The organism is Jiangella ureilytica, from assembly GCF_004348545.1.
In the GTDB taxonomy this organism is placed as follows: Bacteria; Actinomycetota; Actinomycetes; order Jiangellales; family Jiangellaceae; genus Jiangella; species Jiangella ureilytica.
Window position 1 is genome coordinate 1 of the sequence record NZ_SMKL01000078.1, and the last position, 15,684, is coordinate 15,684.

Here is a 15,684-nt window from a genome sequence, read left to right on the forward strand (position 1 = left end):
GTCTCCACCACCCCGGCCCGTCTCCACCACCCCGGCCCGTCTTCACTACCACGGCCCGTCTTCTGCCCGGCGGTCGGCGCTCAGAGGACGGCTGGCGGTAGTGAAGACAACCGACGGTAGTGAAGACGACCGACGGCAGTGAAGTCCCTGGGGGCCGGGCGTCACCGCGAGCCGGGCGTCACCGCGAGCCGGGCGTCACCGCGAGCCGGGCATCACCGCGAGCCGGGCGTCACCGCGAGCCGGGCGTCACCGCGAGCCGGGCGTCACCGCGAGCCGGGCGTCACCGCGAGCCGGGCGTCACCGCGAGCCGGGCGTCACCGCGAGCCGGGCGTCACCGCGGCGGAGACAGAACGACGCCGGCCGAGGGTGAGCCCCGGCCGGCGTCGGTGTCGCTGTGACTTCAGCGGCTGCTGCGACGGCGCAGCGCCTCGTCGACCTCGGGGTCGCCGAGCTGGCTCAGCCAGGTCAGCAGCTCCGGATAGGTCGACGGGTTGGCGGCGACGTACTTGCGCAGCCCCGGCTCCTGGGCGGCGATGTCGGCCAGGACCTGCAGCGGCGTGTTGGGGTCGAGCGCGGTGCGGGCGTCGAAGCCGGACGTGCCCGGTGCGTCGGTGACCGGCGGCTGGTCGACGCGGGTGGCCGGCTCGACCCGCGGCTGGTCGACCCGGGTCGCGGTGTCGTCGGCCGCGGTGTCGTCGGCGGCCAGGCCGCTGATCGGGCCGGGGCCGTCGCCGCCGATGCGGCCGGACGGGGTCGCGGCCGTGCCGTTGCCCGTGCCGGACCCGCCGGCCGGGGCGTCGGTGGCCGTCCTCACTTCGTCGGCCGGGACGGCGGGGCTGGCCGGCACGTCGCCGTCGGCCTTCGCTGCGTCGGCGTCGGCCCTGGCCTCGGCGAACCGGGCGTCGGCCGCGGCGTGCGACTCGTCGACCCGCGCCTTCGCGTCGGCCTCGGCCTTGGCGGCGTCGGACCGCGCGGCGTCGGACCGCGCGGCGTCCTCGCGGGCCTTGGCGTCGGCCTTCGACTCAGCGGCCCGGGTGGCGGCCGCGCCGGTGGCCGCGGCGGCGGCACCGGCGGCCACGCCCGCGCCGGCCGGTCGCTCGGCCCGCTCCGGCTCCGACGAGTCGCCGGGGCCGTTGCCGGGCAGCACGCTGCTGAGGCTGAGCTGGTTGGCGCCGATGGGGCCGTACTCGGAGCGCACCGACGACGGCACCGTGAGCATCAGGAACAGTGCGAGGCCGAACACCCAGAGCACGCTGAGGATGGTGGCGTCGGCGATCGCGATGACGGTCTCGTCGGCGGCGCCGAGGATGGCGGCGATGACGATGCCCAGGAGGATGAACACCCCGCCCACGACGACCGCGATGGCCCGGCCGGCGTTGCCGTCGCGGACCAGCGCGTTGCGGCCGACCAGTGCGGCGAGCACCAGGACCAGCATGAGCACCAGGACGACGATGGAGATGCCGCGGCCCACGTCGGTGCCGATGATCTGCAGGATGTAGAACACGACCCCGGCAGCGGCGGTCAGCATGACGAGTTCGAGTGCCCGGACGCTGACGGCCGGCCAGTAGGCGGCGCCGGTCTGGTGCGTGTACCGCGTCCGCAGGCCCGGCGCGGCCGCCGCGACGGCGATGGCCGGGATCAGGATGAGCTGTGGGCCGAACGTGCTGAGGCTCCACGCGTCGGCCATGGTGCCGTCGGCGCCGAGCTGCCAGACGCCAACGAACAGCGCCGTGATGCCGAGCAGCACGAGCACGTCGCGCCAGGCGGCGTCGCCGCGGAACACGCCCCACAGCGGCAGCGCAGCCAGTGCCAGGAAGAACAGCATCGAGACGACGAGGTAGGTGACCTGCTCCCACTCGAGCACGTCGGCGTCGTCGGTGAGGAAGGTGACCAGGCTGATGACGGTCAGCAGCGCGAACAGCGCGCCGATGCCCAGCGCGATCCACCGCCACAGGGCGCCGTCGCCGCCGTCGGACGGGGTCTGCTCGGCCTGGCGGCCCTGGGCGGCCAGCAGCGCGCCGGCCAGGCCGAACATGAGGCCGACGCCGACACCGTCGCCGCCGTTCTCGCCGACGTAGCCGAGGATCAGGGTGATCAGCACGACCACGACGTAGGGCGCGTTGGCCGCGAGCCTGGCCAGCCGAAGCTCCGCGGTGCCCCACGAGCCCGGCAGCACGCCTCCGCGCTGCAGGTACGGCAGCGCCAGGGAGATGACGGACAGCAGCGTCACGAGGATGACGTAGACCTTGCCCGTCACCGTGTCGGAGAGGTCCCACGGCATGCCGAACGAGACCAGCAGGAGCACGAGGGCGACGATGTCGCGGACGTAGTCGAGTGCCGGGATGTCCGCGAAGGGGTTGGTGCCGCGCCCCGCTGCGCCGGGCGTGCCGGCGCCGGGCGTGCCGGCGCCGATCGGGCCGCTCTGCCGCGTCCCCGGCTGCCCGGACGGTGGCGCTCCGGCCTGGGTCCGGCCCGCCCCGGCTTCCGCGGTCGCCGCCATGGGCGAGCCGCAGTTGCCGCAGAAGGCCGAGCCGGTGGCCGGCGCCCCGCAGTTACTGCAGAAGTTCATTCGTCTCTCCGTCTCGGTCGGTCGCTTCGGAGGGTCACGCGCGGGCAGCGCCGGACTCCGTGAGCGCCTGGTGTGCCCCGGACTCGATCGGCCGCACGTTAGCGCACTCGGATGCCGATGGCTACGAACGCAGCGCCGAGACCGGCGTGCCGTCGGGGCCGGCGACGTAAACCGGTATACCCGGTCCGCCCAGATCCGACACTACGACCACGTCGACCTCGTGCGGGGCGGCGCCCGTGACGACGGCCGCAGCCTCGAGCCCCGTCGCGCCGCTGGACACCGCCGAGGCGACGGCCAGCTGCAACGCGGTGAGCCGGAGCGACGGGAGCGTGACGTCGGCCGCGGCGTACGTGCGGCCGTCGGTGTCGCGGACGGCGGCCCCGCCGGCGGCACCGGTGCGGACCCGCGCGGACCGGGCCAGGGTGAGGATCTTGGCGTCCTCGGCGTCGAGTACGGCGGGGTCGAGTGCGTCGCTCACGCATGCTCCTCGTGCGGCTCGGTGTCGCTGACCTGAACGAGCCGGCTCACCCGAACGGTTCCGATGCGGTTGCGCCGGCCCGACGGTCCCTCGGCGACCAGGCGCAGCCCCGCGACGTCGACCTCGGCGCCGGCGATGGGCACCCGGCCCAGCTGCTTGGCCATGAGCCCGCCGACGGTGTCGACGTCGTCGTCGGACAGCTCCAGCCCGAACAGCTCGCCGAGGTCGTCGATGTGCAGCCGCGAGCTGACCCTGACCACGCCGTCGTCGAGGGTCTCGACGCCGTCCTCGTCGGAGTCGTACTCGTCGGTGATCTCGCCGACGATCTCTTCGAGGATGTCCTCGATGGTGACCAGGCCGGCGGTGCCGCCATACTCGTCGACGACGACGGCGACGTGGATGCGCTGGGCCTGCATCTCGCGCAGGAGGTCGTCGGCGGGCTTGGAGTCGGGGACGAAGAACGCCGGGCGGAGCACGGACTCGATGCGCTCGACGGACTCGGCGTCGCGGTTGTCGTAGAGCCGGCGAGCGACGTCCTTGAGGTAGGCGATGCCGAAGATGTCGTCGAGCCCGCCGGGGCCGACCGCCGGGATGCGGCTGAACCCGCTGCGCAGCGCCAGCGACTGGAACTGCCGCAGTGTCTTGCCGGCCTCGATGAACACGACGTCGGTGCGCGGCACCATGACCTCGCGGACGACGGTGTCGCCGAGCTCGAAGACGGAGTGGATCATCTGCCGCTCGCCGGACTCGATGATGCGCCCGGCTTCGGCGAGATCGACCAACTCGCGCAGTTCGGCCTCAGTCGCGAACGGCCCTTCGCGGAAGCCCTTGCCCGGGGTGAGCGCGTTGCCCAGCATGATGAGCAGCTTCGGGATGGGCCCGAGGACCCGGGTGATGCCGATGAGCAGGCCGGCGAAGGCGAGCGCGATGCCTTCGGCGTGCTGGCGGCCCAGCGTGCGCGGCGCGACGCCGATGACGACGAACGAGACGACGACCATGCTGCCGGCGGCGACGAGCACTGTCTGCCACCAGAGGTCGAAGTACTCCTCGCACACCACCGCGACCATGACGACGGCGGCGACCTCGCAGGCCATGCGCACCAGCAGGGCGGTGTTCAGCGCGGGGACGGGGTCCGATGCGGCCCGCACCAGCGCGGCCGACCCGCGGCGCCCGGCGCGCTGCAGCTCTTCGGCGCGGGTGCGCGAGATGCTGGACAGCGCCGCCTCGGACATCGCGAACAGCATGGCGACGATGACCAGCACGGCCGCCGACACCAGCAGCCAGACGGTGGACGCCCCACCCGCGGTGGTGGCGGTGTCGGCGGCCAGCGACGGCGCGGCGGACAGCGGTGACGCGGGCAGCGGTGAGGCGAACATCAGCGGGCGCCTCCCCGGGCGTTCCGCCAGTCGGTCAGCAGCTGTTTCTGCAGCCCGAACATCTCCTTCTCCTCTTCCGGCTCGGCGTGATCGTAGCCGAGCAGGTGCAGGATGCCGTGCGCGGTCAGCAGCTGCAGCTCGTCCTCGGTGCTGTGACCGGCGGCCTTGGCCTGGGTGGCGGCGACGTCGGGGCAGAGCACGACGTCGCCGAGCAGCCCGGGCTCGGGCTCGGCGTCGTCAGGGGTGGGCCGCAGCTCGTCCATGGGGAACGACAGCACGTCGGTGGGTCCGGGCTCGTCCATCCACTGCACGTGCAGCTGTTCCATGGTGCCGGTGTCGACCAGCAGGATGGCCAGCTCGGCCAGCGGGTGGATGCGCTGGTGGTCGAGGACGAACCGGGCGAGGTCGGACAGCGTCTTCTCGTCGACCTCGGCGCCGGACTCGTTGTTGACCTCGATGGTCACGGGCGCCGGCCGGGGACGCGCGAGCGCCCGTTGCCCCCTGCCGCCTCCTGCGCGGCGTCGTAGCGGGTGTACGCCTCGACGATCTCGCCCACGAGCCGGTGCCGCACGACGTCGCGGCTGCTGAGGCGGCAGAAGTGGACGTCGTCGATGCCGTCGAGGATGCCCTCGACCACACGCAGCCCGCTGGTGGTGCCGGCCGGGAGGTCGACCTGGGTGACGTCGCCGGTGATGACCATCTTGGAGCCGAAGCCGAGCCGCGTGAGGAACATCTTCATCTGCTCGGCCGACGTGTTCTGCGCCTCGTCGAGGATGACGAACGCGTCGTTGAGCGTGCGGCCGCGCATGTACGCCAGCGGCGCGACCTCGATGGTGCCCTCGGTCATGAGCCGCGGGATCGAGGCCGGGTCCATCATGTCGTGCAGCGCGTCGTACAGCGGGCGGAGGTAGGGGTCGATCTTCTCCGACAGCGTGCCGGGCAGGAACCCCAGCCGCTCGCCCGCCTCGATGGCCGGGCGGGTGAGCAGGATGCGGCTGACCTGCTTGGCCTGCAGCGCCTGCACGGCCTTGGCGACGGCCAGGTACGTCTTGCCCGTGCCCGCCGGGCCGATGCCGAAGATGACCGTGTGCTTGTCGATGGCGTCGACGTAGCGCTTCTGGTTCAGCGTCTTCGGGCGGATGGTGCGGCCGCGGTTGGAGAGGATGTTGGCCGTGAGCACCTCGGCCGGGCGCTCGCCGGTGCGGGCACGCAGCATGGACACGGTGCGCTCGACCGCTTCGGGGGTCATGCCCTGACCGGTGCGCAGCACCGCCACCATCTCGTCGATGACGCCCTCGGCCTCGGCGATGTCGCCCGGCCGGCCGGTCATGGTGATCTGGTTGCCGCGCACGTGGATGTCGACGCCGGGGAACGACGTCTCGACGACCTTGATGAGCTCGTCACCGGAACCGAGCAGGCTCACCATGGAGATGCTCGTCGGGACGACGATGGTGTGCTGGGCGGCCTGCTGGTCGGCCTGATCTGTCTTCGTCATGGGCGGCCCCCGCTGGGCCCGTCACGCCTACTTCCCGTCTCGGTGACGCCGTTCACTGATGCCTTGAATGCTACCCGCGAGGGCCGACAAGTCATTCCGAATACGTCGTCCGGCTCAGCCGGGCGGCCAGGTCATGGCCCGCCCGCCGAGGACGTGCCCATGGACGTGGAACACCGACTGACCGGCCTCGGACCCTGTGTTGAACACCAGCCGGTACGCCTCGATTCCCTCGCCGGCGGCGACGGCGGCGGCCTCGCGGACCAGTTCGGCCAGCGTGCCGGGCGCGGCAGCGGCGAGCGACGCGACGTCGCGGTGGTGCTCGCGCGGGATCACGAGGACATGTGTCGGCGCCTGCGGCGAGATGTCGCGGAATGCCAGCGTGTGCTCGGACTCGCGCACGACGTCGGCCGGGATCTGCCCGCCGGCGATCTTGCAGAACAGGCAGTCGGCGTCTGCGCTCACGGTGCCTCCGGTGTTCGGGTAGCAGGGATCGTAGGGCACCGGGGCGACACGGAGGTGACGCCGTCGCCGTCGTCGATGCAACCGCACCCGCCCGCCGGGCGTCATCCAGGAGGAAGGACCACCGCGGCGGGGTGTCCTCACCTGTGCCGTCGCCGCCTGACCGTACCCTCTGGAGCCATGCCGAACCCGCCCGACGAGCAGCCCGACCCGTCCGCCGCGCCCGCGCCCGCACCGGACGACCGGTCGCGCAGGCGCCGCCGCAACCGCCGCATCCTGATCGGTACCCTGGCGACGCTGCTGGTGCTCGTGCTCGCCGTGGCCGGCGTCGCGTTCTACTTCGTGAACCGGCTGTCATCGAACATCGAGCGCATCCCCGACGCCTTCGACATCCCCGAGACCGCACGCCCGGCCGAGCTGCCCGGCGACAGCATCACGTTCCTGCTGGGCGGCCTGGACGGCGCCGACAAGGTCGACGTGTACGAGCCCGGCGCGGCCCGCACCGACACCATCATGCTGGCGCACTTCCCCGAGAGCCGCGATCGCGGCTACCTGGTCTCGATTCCCCGCGACACCTGGATCGACATCCCGGGCCACGGCCGCAACAAGATCAACGCCGCCTACTCCTTCGGCGGCCCGGCGCTGTTCGTCCAGACCCTCGAGGAGCTCACCGGCATCCGCGTCGACCACTTGGCGCTGATCGACTGGAACGGGTTCGAGGCACTCACCGACGAGCTGGGCGGCGTCACGCTCACGTTCGACGAGGAGACCCCGCTCGCCGACTCCGACGACCCGCTCCCGCCGGGCACCCACACCCTCACCGGGGAGCAGGCGCTGCAGTACGTCCGCGACCGCAAGGACCTCCCCGGCGGCGACTTCGACCGGGTCAAGCGGCAGCAGAACTTCATCCGCGCGCTGATGAACGAGATGATCTCGTCCGGCACGCTCACCGACCCCGGCAAGGTCAACGGCATCGCCGGCGCCGTCGGACAGGCGGCCCGCGTCGACGAGGAGCTCAGCGCATTCGGCATGGTCGACCTCGCCCTGTCCATGCGCGATCTGCGCGCCGACGACATGACGTTCCTGACGGTGCCCACCGACGGCACCGGCATGGCCGGCGCGCAGAGCATCGTCGTCTACGACGAGGAGCGGGCGAACCAGCTGTGGGCCGCGCTCGCCGCGGACGACATGGACGCCTTCCTGTCCGCCAACCCCGACCTCGTCACCGGCGCCGACGTCCGGTGACCGGGTTCTGACGGCGTTCTGCTGAAGATCGCCGGCCCGATCCCCTACGGTGGGCGCGCGATCCGGTAAACCAGGACCGGGCGCAACGCGTCAGTAGGGGTATGTGGTGCAGGACAGGACGGCGTCCGCGGCCGACGAGGCCATCACGGACCTCTACGCGGCCCACTACGTCCGACTGGTCCGAATGGCCACGCTGCTGCAGGTCAGCGAGGCCGTCGCGGAAGAGGTCGTCCAGGACGCGTTCGTCGCCCTGCACCGGCGCTGGCGCCGGCTGCGCGACCCCGCCGCCGCCGTCGCCTACCTGCGCACGTCCGTCGTGCACGGCTGCCGCAGCGTCCACCGTCGCCGCGGCGTCGCGGCCCGCCACCCCGAGGAACCGCCTGGCCACGCGCCCAGCGCCGAGCAGGTCGCCGTCGGCGGCGCCGCCGCGGACGCCGTCGTCGCGGCCCTGCGCGGGCTGCCCGACCGGCAGCGCGAGGCCCTGGTGCTGCGCTACTACGGCGGGCTGTCGGAGTCGGAGATCGCGAGCGCGATGAAGATCAGCAATGGCGCCGTCAAGAGCCATGCGTCGCGCGGCCTGGCCGGCCTGCGCGATGCCATGGCGGAGTGGTCGTGAGGAGGCAGCCGTGAACACGCCCGAGGAGAACTGGACGCCCGAGGAGCGGCGGCTGCACGACGCCCTCGAACGCGCGGCCGAACGAGTGGAGCCGGGTCCCGACGGCCTGGCCCGGATCAGAAGGAGGACGGCGGTGGTCCCGATCTGGCGACGACCGGTGGTGATCGGCCTCGCGGGGGCCACGGGCCTGGCCGCGGCCGTGCTCGTGGGTGGCGCGATCGCCCTCAACGGCAGCGACGACGACACCCCCGTGGCCACCACGACCTCGTCGTCTCCGGCGAGCGAGACACCCACGACTCCCCCGCCGGCGACGACGCCGCCCGCGGACACCACGCCGCCCGTCCAGACGCTGACCGTGCCGGTGTACTACGCGGCCGATTCCGGCGACGGGCTGCGGCTCACCCGCGAGTTCCACACCGTCGAGACGTCGCTGTCGCCCATCGCGGCCGCCGTGCACGAGATGCTGGCGGCCCCGCCTGCCGACCCGGACTACGCGACGCTGTGGGCCCCGGGCGCCGAGGTGGTGGCGGGCGAGGTGGGCGAGGGCTTCATCGGCGTCGACCTGACGGGAACGCCGTCGCTCGACGCCACGGATTCCGCCGACCTGGCCTTGCAGCAACTGGTCTACACGGCGACGGCCGCCGCCGCGAACGCCGGTCTGGACGGCTCGCTGCCGGTGCGCATCACCGTCGACGGCGCACCGGTGGAGCGGCTGTTCGACGCCGTGGACGCCGCCGAGCCCGTCGGCCGGGCCGACCCGCTCGAGGTCCGGCAGCTCGTGCAGATCAACGAGCCGGGCGAGGGCGCGACGGTGTCCGGCCCGGTGGACGTCCAGGGCGAGGCCGCGGCGTTCGAGGCCAACGTGCTGTGGGAGCTGCGCCGCGACGGCGAGGTGGTCGACTCGGGCAACACGTCCACGACGGAGTGCTGCACCTTCGCCCCGTTCGACCTGCAGCTTGGCGACCTCGAGCCCGGAACGTACGAGCTGGTCATGAGCGAGGACGACCCGTCCGGCGGTGAAGGCCGGCCGCCCACGAGCGACAGCCGGACGTTCACCGTCGAGTAGGCCGGCTCAGGCCCAGCGAGCGGTCCTCGCGAGCACGACACCGGCGGCGACCGTGCCGGCGGTCGAGGTGCGCAGGACCGTCGGGCCCAGCCGGGCGGCGACGGCGCCGGCGGCGCTCAGCTGGGCCAGCTCGTCCGGCGCCACGCCGCCCTCGGGGCCCACGACCAGCACGATGTCGCCGTCGGCCGGGAGATCGAGTGCGCCGAGCGGCTCGGTGGCCTCTTCGTGCAACACGACGGCGAGAGCCGCCGTGCCCGCCCGCGAGGCGAGCGCCGCCGTCGGCACCGCGTCGCCGACGACCGGCAGCCAGGCGCGGCGGGCCTGCTTGCCGGCCTCGCGCGCCGTGGACCGCCAGCGGCGCAGCGCCTTGTCGCCGCGCTCGCCCGTCCATCGGACCATGCACCGCTGCGCCGACCACGGCAGGATCTCGTCGACGCCGACTTCGGTGAGGGTCTCGACGGCGGTCTCGCCGCGGTCGCCCTTGGGGATGGCCTGGGCGACGACGACGCGCGGCCGCGGCTCCGGCACGTCGACGCGTTCCCGGACCTCGCAGGTCAAGCCCTGCTTCGACGCCGCGACGACGACGCAGCGGGCCAGCTGCCCGGCGCCGTCGGTGAGCTCGACCGTCTCACCGGGCGTGATGCGGCGGACGACGGCGGCGTGCCGGCCCTCGTCGCCGTCGAGGACGACGACGTCCGACGCACGCAGGGCCGCGGCGTCGGCGAGGAACACCGGTGCGGTCAGTTGAGACCTTCCTTGAAGGCGTCGCGGATGCGGGTGAAGAAGTTGCCGTGGCCGCCCACGCCGCCGGGACCCTGCACCCGCTCCTCGTTGCGTAGGCCGGCCAGCTCGCGCAGCAGCTCCTCTTGCCGGGCGTCGAGCCTGGTGGGGGTCTGCACCTCGACGTGGATGAGGAGGTCGCCGCGGCCGGTGCCGCGCAGCTTCGGGACGCCGCGGGCGGCGAGCTTGATGACCTCGCCGTGCTGGACGCCGGGGCGCACCTCGACCGTCGTGGGCCCGTCGAACGTCTCGAGCTCGACCGTGGTGCCGAGCGCGGCCGCCGTCATGGGCAGCTGCAGCGTGCACTGCAGGTTGTCGCCGTTACGGCTGAACACCGGGTGCGGCGTGACCGCCAGCTCGACGTAGAGGTCGCCGGCCGGGCCGCCGCCGGGGCCGACCTCGCCCTGGCCGGTCAGCTGGATGCGGGTGCCGTGGTCGACACCCGCGGGGATCTTGATGGTGAGCGTGCGGCGCGTGCGGATGCGGCCGTCGCCGGAGCACTCGACGCACGGGTTGGGGTTGACGGTGCCGAAGCCCTGGCAGGCCGGGCACGGCCGCGTCGTCATGACCTGGCCGAGGAACGAGCGCTGCACCTGACTGACCTCGCCCTGCCCCTGGCAGGTGGGGCAGGTGACGCGGGTCGCGCCCTTGGCGGTGCCCTCGCCGTGGCAGACCTCGCACACGACGGCGGTGTCGACCTGCAGCTCCTTGGTGGCGCCGAAGACGGCGTCGGACAGCTCGATCTTCAACTGCACCAGGGCGTCCTGGCCGCGGCGGACCCGGCTGCGCGGCCCGCGGGCACTGCTGCCGCCGAAGAACGCGTCCATGATGTCGGTGAACGAGAACGCGCCGCCGAAGTTGCCGCCCGCGCCGCCGCCGCTGGAGAGCGGGTCGCCGCCGAGGTCGTACATCTCGCGCTTGCGGGGGTCGTTCAGGACCTCGTAGGCCGTGACGACCTCTTTGAACCGCTCCTGCGTGGCGGGGTCGGGGTTGACGTCCGGGTGCAGTTGCCTGGCGAGCCGGCGGTACGCCTTCTTGATCTCCTCGCTGGAGGCGTTCTTCGGCACGCCGAGGACTTCGTAGTAGTCGGTGGTGGGCACCCTGTGTCTTCCCTAGTGAGCCTTGAGAATCTTGCTGACATAACGTGCAACGGCGCCGACCGCCGCGATCGTCCCCGGATAGTCCATCCGTGTCGGCCCGACGACCCCCATGCTAGCCAGCGCCAGTTCGCCCGGCCCGTAGCCCGAGGTGACGACCGACGTGGCCAGCAGCCCGCTCTGGGCGTTCTCGCTGCCGATGCGGACCCGGACCGGGGAGGGGCTGGTGGCCTCGCCGAGCAGGCGGAGCAGCACGACCTGCTCCTCGAGCGCGGACAGCAGCGGTTCGAGCTCGTGGTCGAACTCCTGCCCGTAGCGGGCGAGGTTGCCGGTGCCGGCGACGGCGACCCGTTCCTCGTGCCGCTCGATGAGCGTGCTGAGCAGGGTGGCGGTGACGGCGGCGACGGTGGCGCGGTCCTCGGGGCCGAACCGCTCGGTGAGCTCGGTGACCCGGGCCTCGACCGAGGCGAAGTCCTGCCCGACGGCGAGTGCGTTGATACGGGCGCGCAGCTCGCCCACCAGGGCGTCGTCGGCGTCGGCGGGCAGGTCGACGACGCGCTGCTCGACCCGGCCGGTGTCGGTGATGAGCACGACCAGCACCCGCGCCGGGGCCAGCATGACGAGCTCGACGTGACGCACCGTGGACCGGCTGAGCGACGGGTACTGCACGACGGCGGCCTGCCGGGTCAGCTGCGCCAGCAGCCGCACCGTCCGCGACACGACGTCGTCGAGGTCGACCGCGCCGTCGAGGAACGTCTGGATGGCCCGCCTCTCGGGGGCCGAGAGCGGCTTCACCGTCGACAGGCGGTCGACGAACAGCCGATACCCCTTGTCGGTGGGCACCCGGCCGGCGCTGGTGTGCGGCTGGGCGATGTAGCCCTCGTCCTCGAGCGCGGCCATGTCGTTGCGGATCGTGGCCGGGGACACGCCCAGGTGGTGCCGGTCGACCAGGGCCTTCGACCCCACCGGCTCCTGAGTGGCGACATAGTCCTCGACGATCGCCCGCAGGACGTCGAGCTTACGGTCATCGACGGACAACCGGGCACACCTCCCGTCGCACTCTGGCACTCGGCCCTTCCAAGTGCCAATTCTATGTGCTCCGGACCCCTCCCGTCTTTCGCCGCAGGTCGGCCGGGGTTTGCTGAGTTGGCCGGGGTTTGAGGTGGGCTCCCCGTCCCCCTTGCTGCCCATTCTCTTGACCCCGGGCACCCGCCTCAAGCCGGCGCCCTCTGGGGTCACCTCGCCGCTGTGCTTGCGGGGCTTCGGCTTGACCCGGGCACCCGGGGCCTAAGAACGGGGAGACCCTGGGCACGCTTCGCCGGTTCACGTGCCCGTTTCGCCCGGTTCGCCGGGCTGTGCACCGCGATGATCATCGGCGATCCGCTACATCACCAGGCCTTCTGCCGCTTCACCAGGCATGCATGCCTGGTGAAGCGGCAGAGAACCTCGTGATGGCCCCGCCAACGCCGAAATATCTCAGCACGTGGACACCAGCAGGCCAACCGACCCCCGTGCCCGTCGCCAGACTCCCCCCGTCCCCCTGATAGCTGCCCGTTCTTAGGCCGCGGGGACCCGGGTCAAGCGGTCCCTCCGCGCGAAGCGCCGTCGGTCCGCTTGAGGCGGGTGCCCGCGGCTAAGAGAATGGGCAGCAGGGGGACGGGGGAGCCCAGCCCAATCCGGCGCACGGCGCACGGCGCACCCCGGCACGGCGCACTCCGACGAAACCGCACCGCGGGCACCGGGCACCCCGCGGGCACCCCGCGCACTCCGACGAACCCGCACCGCGCGCACCCCGCGCACCCGGGCGCACGGCGCACTCCGACGAACCCGCACCGCGCGCACCCCGCACACCCAAGCGCACCCAAGCGCACCCCGGCGCACCCCGCGCACCCCGCGCACCCAAGCGCACCAAGCGCACCCAAGCGCACCCAAGCGCACCCAAGCGCACCCAAGCGCACCGACATTGTCAGTGCAGCCGCGTAGGTTGCGAAGCGAGCCTCTTCCCCATGATGTGACTCACGTCACATCCGCAGCGGGAAATAACCGGGGATGCCTTCCCCGTTTCAGCTCAGGACAGCTTGAACCGGGGACCAACTCCCCGGTTCGCGAAACGGGGATCGAGTCCCCGTTTCACCGGACGACTCGAAAGGGGAATCATGGGCGGCATGGCGACAGCCGAGCGCAGGGCACAGCCGGCTCGCGTCGACGCCACCCGCAACCGTGAGCGCATCATCGCCGCGGCGCGCGAGGCGTTCGTCGAGCACGGCCCGTCCGTGCCACTCGACGCCATCGCACACCGCGCGGGCGTGGGCAACGCCACGCTGTACCGGCACTTCGCCGACCGGCAGGAACTCATTCTCGTCGTCGCGTCCTATTCCATGGCACGCATCACCGAGCAGGCCCAGGCCGCCCTCGACGAAGAGGCCGACGCCTTCGAGGCGCTTCGACGTTTCGTCCACCGCGCCGCCGACGAGCGGGTCGGCGCGCTCTGTTCGCTGCTGTTCGAAGGTTTCGACAAGAACGACCCGCAGGTGGTCGACGCCCGGCTCCGGCTCGAGGCGGCGGTCACCCGCCTGATGGACAACGCGCGCGAGTCGGGCGAGCTCCGGCCCGACGTCGGCCTCGGTGATCTCATGGTCGCGATCACCCAGCTGACCCGTCCCGTCGCCGGCACCGCGTGCGCCCAGGTCGAGCGCTTCATGCACCGGCACCTCCAGCTCTTCCTTGACGGCCTGCGCGCCCCCGCCCGCTCGGAGCTGAGCGGCACGGCGGTCACGTTCGAGGACTTGGAGACGACGACGTAACCGGTCGTCGTCCCGCAAGCCCCCAGCCGGCCGTCGATTCCGACCCGACCCTCACCGAACCACGCCTTCACACGCATTGATTGGACCCTCGTCATGCCTGAAACACACCAGCCTGATCCCAGGCGCTGGCGGGCTCTGGCGTTCATCGCCATCGCCCAGCTGATGGTGGTGCTCGACGCCACCATCGTGAACATCGCGCTCCCGTCGGCACAGGCCGACCTCGGCATCTCCGACGCCAACCGGCAGTGGGTCATCACGGCCTACGCGCTGGCCTTCGGCAGCCTGCTGCTGCTCGGCGGCCGGGTCGCGGACATGTGGGGCCGCAAGAACACCTTCCTCACCGGCCTGATCGGCTTCGCCGGCGCGTCCGCCCTGGGTGGCGCGGCTGTCAACGAGGCCATGATGTTCGCCTCCCGCGCGCTGCAGGGCGCCTTCGGCGCGCTGCTGGCCCCGGCAGCGCTGTCGCTGCTCGCCGTCATGTTCACCGACGGCAAGGAGCGGGCCCGCGCGTTCGGCATCTTCGGCGCCATCGCCGGTGGCGGCGCGGCGCTCGGCCTGATCCTCGGCGGCATCCTCACCGAGTACCTCGACTGGCGCTGGGTGTTCTTCGTCAACATCCCGATCGCCGCGTTCGCGTTCGTGGGCGCGGTCACCTCGGTGCACGAGCCCGACGGCACCCGCAACCGCTCGCCGCTCGACCTCCCCGGCACCGTGCTGGGCACGCTGGGCCTAGTGACGCTGGTCTACGGCTTCACGCGTGCGGAGACCGAGGGCTGGAGCGAGGCCGGCACCGTCTCGATGTTCGTCCTGACCGTCGTCCTGCTGGCCGCGTTCGTGCTGGTGGAGCGGAAGGTCAAGGCGCCGCTGCTGCCACTGCGCGTCGTGCTCGAGCGCAACCGCGGCGGGGTCTACCTCGCGCTCGGCCTGGCGGTCATCGCGATGTTCGGTCTGTTCCTCTTCCTCACCTACTACCTGCAGGTGGTCAAGGGCTACAGCCCGATCCGCTCCGGCGTGGCGTTCCTGCCCATGGTGGCCGGCATGGTCATCGGCTCGACCCAGCTGGGCGCCCGGCTGATGACCCGCGTCCCGGCGCGCTACCTCATGACGCCGGGCCTGCTGGTCGCCGCCGTCGGCATGCTGCTGCTCACACAGATGACCATCGACAGCTCGTACGCCGGGCTGCTGCTGCCGGCGATGATCCTGCTCGGCCTCGGCCTGGGCACGACCTTCATGCCGGCCATGAGCCTGGCCACCTACGGCGTCGAGCCGCGCGACTCCGGCATCGCCTCCGCGATGATCAACACGTCGCAGCAGGTCGGTGGCGCCATCGGCACGGCGCTGCTGAACACCATCGCGGCCACCGCCACCACGTCCTACATCACCGCGCACGCCGGCGGGTCCACCCCGCTCGAGCTGGTGCAGCTGCAGGGCATGGTCGACGGCTACACCACCGCCATCTGGTGGGCCGTGGGCATCCTGGTCATCTCCGCGGCCATCGCGTTCTTCCTCGTGAACGCGACCCCAGAGACCGAGGAGGCCGCGTTCGACGAGCTCGACGGCGAGGGTGAGGCCGCTCCGGTCATGATCCACTGACCGGCGCACCCACGCCGACCGCAAGACTGGGGCCCCGTCGTCCGGCGACGGGGCCCCTGCCATGTCCGATTCGTGTCGCTGCCACGGACCCCGGCGGTGAGCGGCT

At 72.3% G+C, this 15,684-nt stretch carries 14 protein-coding genes; 5 read left to right on the plus strand and 9 right to left on the minus strand.

Annotated features, from left to right (window positions below):
• Window positions 1-400 precede the first annotated feature (400 nt).
• From E1212_RS24710 to E1212_RS24735, 6 genes are all read right to left on the minus strand, one after another.
• The gene (locus tag E1212_RS24710) at window positions 401-2,569 is read right to left on the minus strand and encodes a zinc ribbon domain-containing protein (RefSeq protein WP_131987431.1); all 2,169 of its coding nucleotides are present in this window, start codon (window positions 2,567-2,569) and stop codon (window positions 401-403) included.
• Between the two features lie 121 nt (window positions 2,570-2,690).
• A complete protein-coding gene (locus tag E1212_RS24715; protein WP_131987433.1) occupies window positions 2,691-3,047 on the minus strand; it encodes a cytidine deaminase in 357 nt (118 codons plus the stop codon).
• A complete protein-coding gene (locus tag E1212_RS24720; protein ID WP_131987435.1) occupies window positions 3,044-4,423 on the minus strand; it encodes a hemolysin family protein in 1,380 nt (459 codons plus the stop codon). The genes E1212_RS24715 and E1212_RS24720 overlap by 4 nt, the downstream gene beginning before the upstream one ends.
• Window positions 4,423-4,887, minus strand: coding sequence for an rRNA maturation RNase YbeY (ybeY, locus tag E1212_RS24725; RefSeq protein WP_131987437.1), 465 nt, complete (start codon window positions 4,885-4,887; stop codon window positions 4,423-4,425). The genes E1212_RS24720 and ybeY overlap by 1 nt, the downstream gene beginning before the upstream one ends.
• Window positions 4,884-5,918: a PhoH family protein gene (locus E1212_RS24730; protein WP_131987439.1), complete on the minus strand. Its 1,035-nt coding sequence runs from the start codon at window positions 5,916-5,918 to the stop codon at window positions 4,884-4,886. The genes ybeY and E1212_RS24730 overlap by 4 nt, the downstream gene beginning before the upstream one ends.
• Window positions 5,919-6,032: 114 nt before the next feature.
• Entirely contained in the window at window positions 6,033-6,380 is a 348-nt protein-coding gene (locus E1212_RS24735; protein ID WP_238992473.1) for a histidine triad nucleotide-binding protein, read from the minus strand.
• A 177-nt stretch (window positions 6,381-6,557) separates the two neighbouring features.
• On the opposite strand from E1212_RS24735, the gene E1212_RS24740 reads away from it, so the two are divergent.
• From E1212_RS24740 to E1212_RS24750, 3 genes are all read left to right on the plus strand, one after another.
• Window positions 6,558-7,622: an LCP family protein gene (locus E1212_RS24740; protein WP_162605616.1), complete on the plus strand. Its 1,065-nt coding sequence runs from the start codon at window positions 6,558-6,560 to the stop codon at window positions 7,620-7,622.
• A 103-nt stretch (window positions 7,623-7,725) separates the two neighbouring features.
• Window positions 7,726-8,238 (plus strand): SigE family RNA polymerase sigma factor, encoded by a 513-nt coding sequence (locus E1212_RS24745; RefSeq protein WP_131987444.1) that lies wholly within the window; start codon window positions 7,726-7,728, stop codon window positions 8,236-8,238.
• Between the two features lie 10 nt (window positions 8,239-8,248).
• Window positions 8,249-9,304 carry a Gmad2 immunoglobulin-like domain-containing protein gene (locus tag E1212_RS24750; RefSeq protein ID WP_162605617.1) on the plus strand — a complete coding sequence of 352 codons (1,056 nt, stop codon included), beginning with the start codon at window positions 8,249-8,251 and terminating at the stop codon, window positions 9,302-9,304.
• A gap of 6 nt (window positions 9,305-9,310) precedes the next feature.
• Here E1212_RS24750 and E1212_RS24755 read toward each other — a convergent pair whose 3' ends face one another.
• From E1212_RS24755 to hrcA, 3 genes are read right to left on the minus strand one after another with little or no spacing between them, the layout of a single operon-like run.
• A complete protein-coding gene (locus E1212_RS24755; protein ID WP_203417178.1) occupies window positions 9,311-10,036 on the minus strand; it encodes a 16S rRNA (uracil(1498)-N(3))-methyltransferase in 726 nt (241 codons plus the stop codon).
• 8 nt (window positions 10,037-10,044) lie between these two features.
• Complete coding sequence (gene dnaJ / locus E1212_RS24760; protein ID WP_131987448.1) at window positions 10,045-11,184, minus strand: molecular chaperone DnaJ; 1,140 nt, start codon at window positions 11,182-11,184, stop codon at window positions 10,045-10,047.
• Between the two features lie 12 nt (window positions 11,185-11,196).
• Window positions 11,197-12,219: a heat-inducible transcriptional repressor HrcA gene (gene hrcA / locus E1212_RS24765; protein WP_238992474.1), complete on the minus strand. Its 1,023-nt coding sequence runs from the start codon at window positions 12,217-12,219 to the stop codon at window positions 11,197-11,199.
• A 1,118-nt stretch (window positions 12,220-13,337) separates the two neighbouring features.
• Between hrcA and E1212_RS24770 the strand changes: the two genes are divergently transcribed.
• Both E1212_RS24770 and E1212_RS24775 read left to right on the plus strand, forming a co-directional pair.
• Window positions 13,338-13,985 carry a TetR/AcrR family transcriptional regulator gene (locus E1212_RS24770; protein ID WP_203417179.1) on the plus strand — a complete coding sequence of 216 codons (648 nt, stop codon included), beginning with the start codon at window positions 13,338-13,340 and terminating at the stop codon, window positions 13,983-13,985.
• 93 nt (window positions 13,986-14,078) lie between these two features.
• Window positions 14,079-15,578, plus strand: coding sequence for an MFS transporter (locus tag E1212_RS24775; protein WP_131987454.1), 1,500 nt, complete (start codon window positions 14,079-14,081; stop codon window positions 15,576-15,578).
• The last annotated feature ends 106 nt before the right edge of the window (window positions 15,579-15,684 follow it).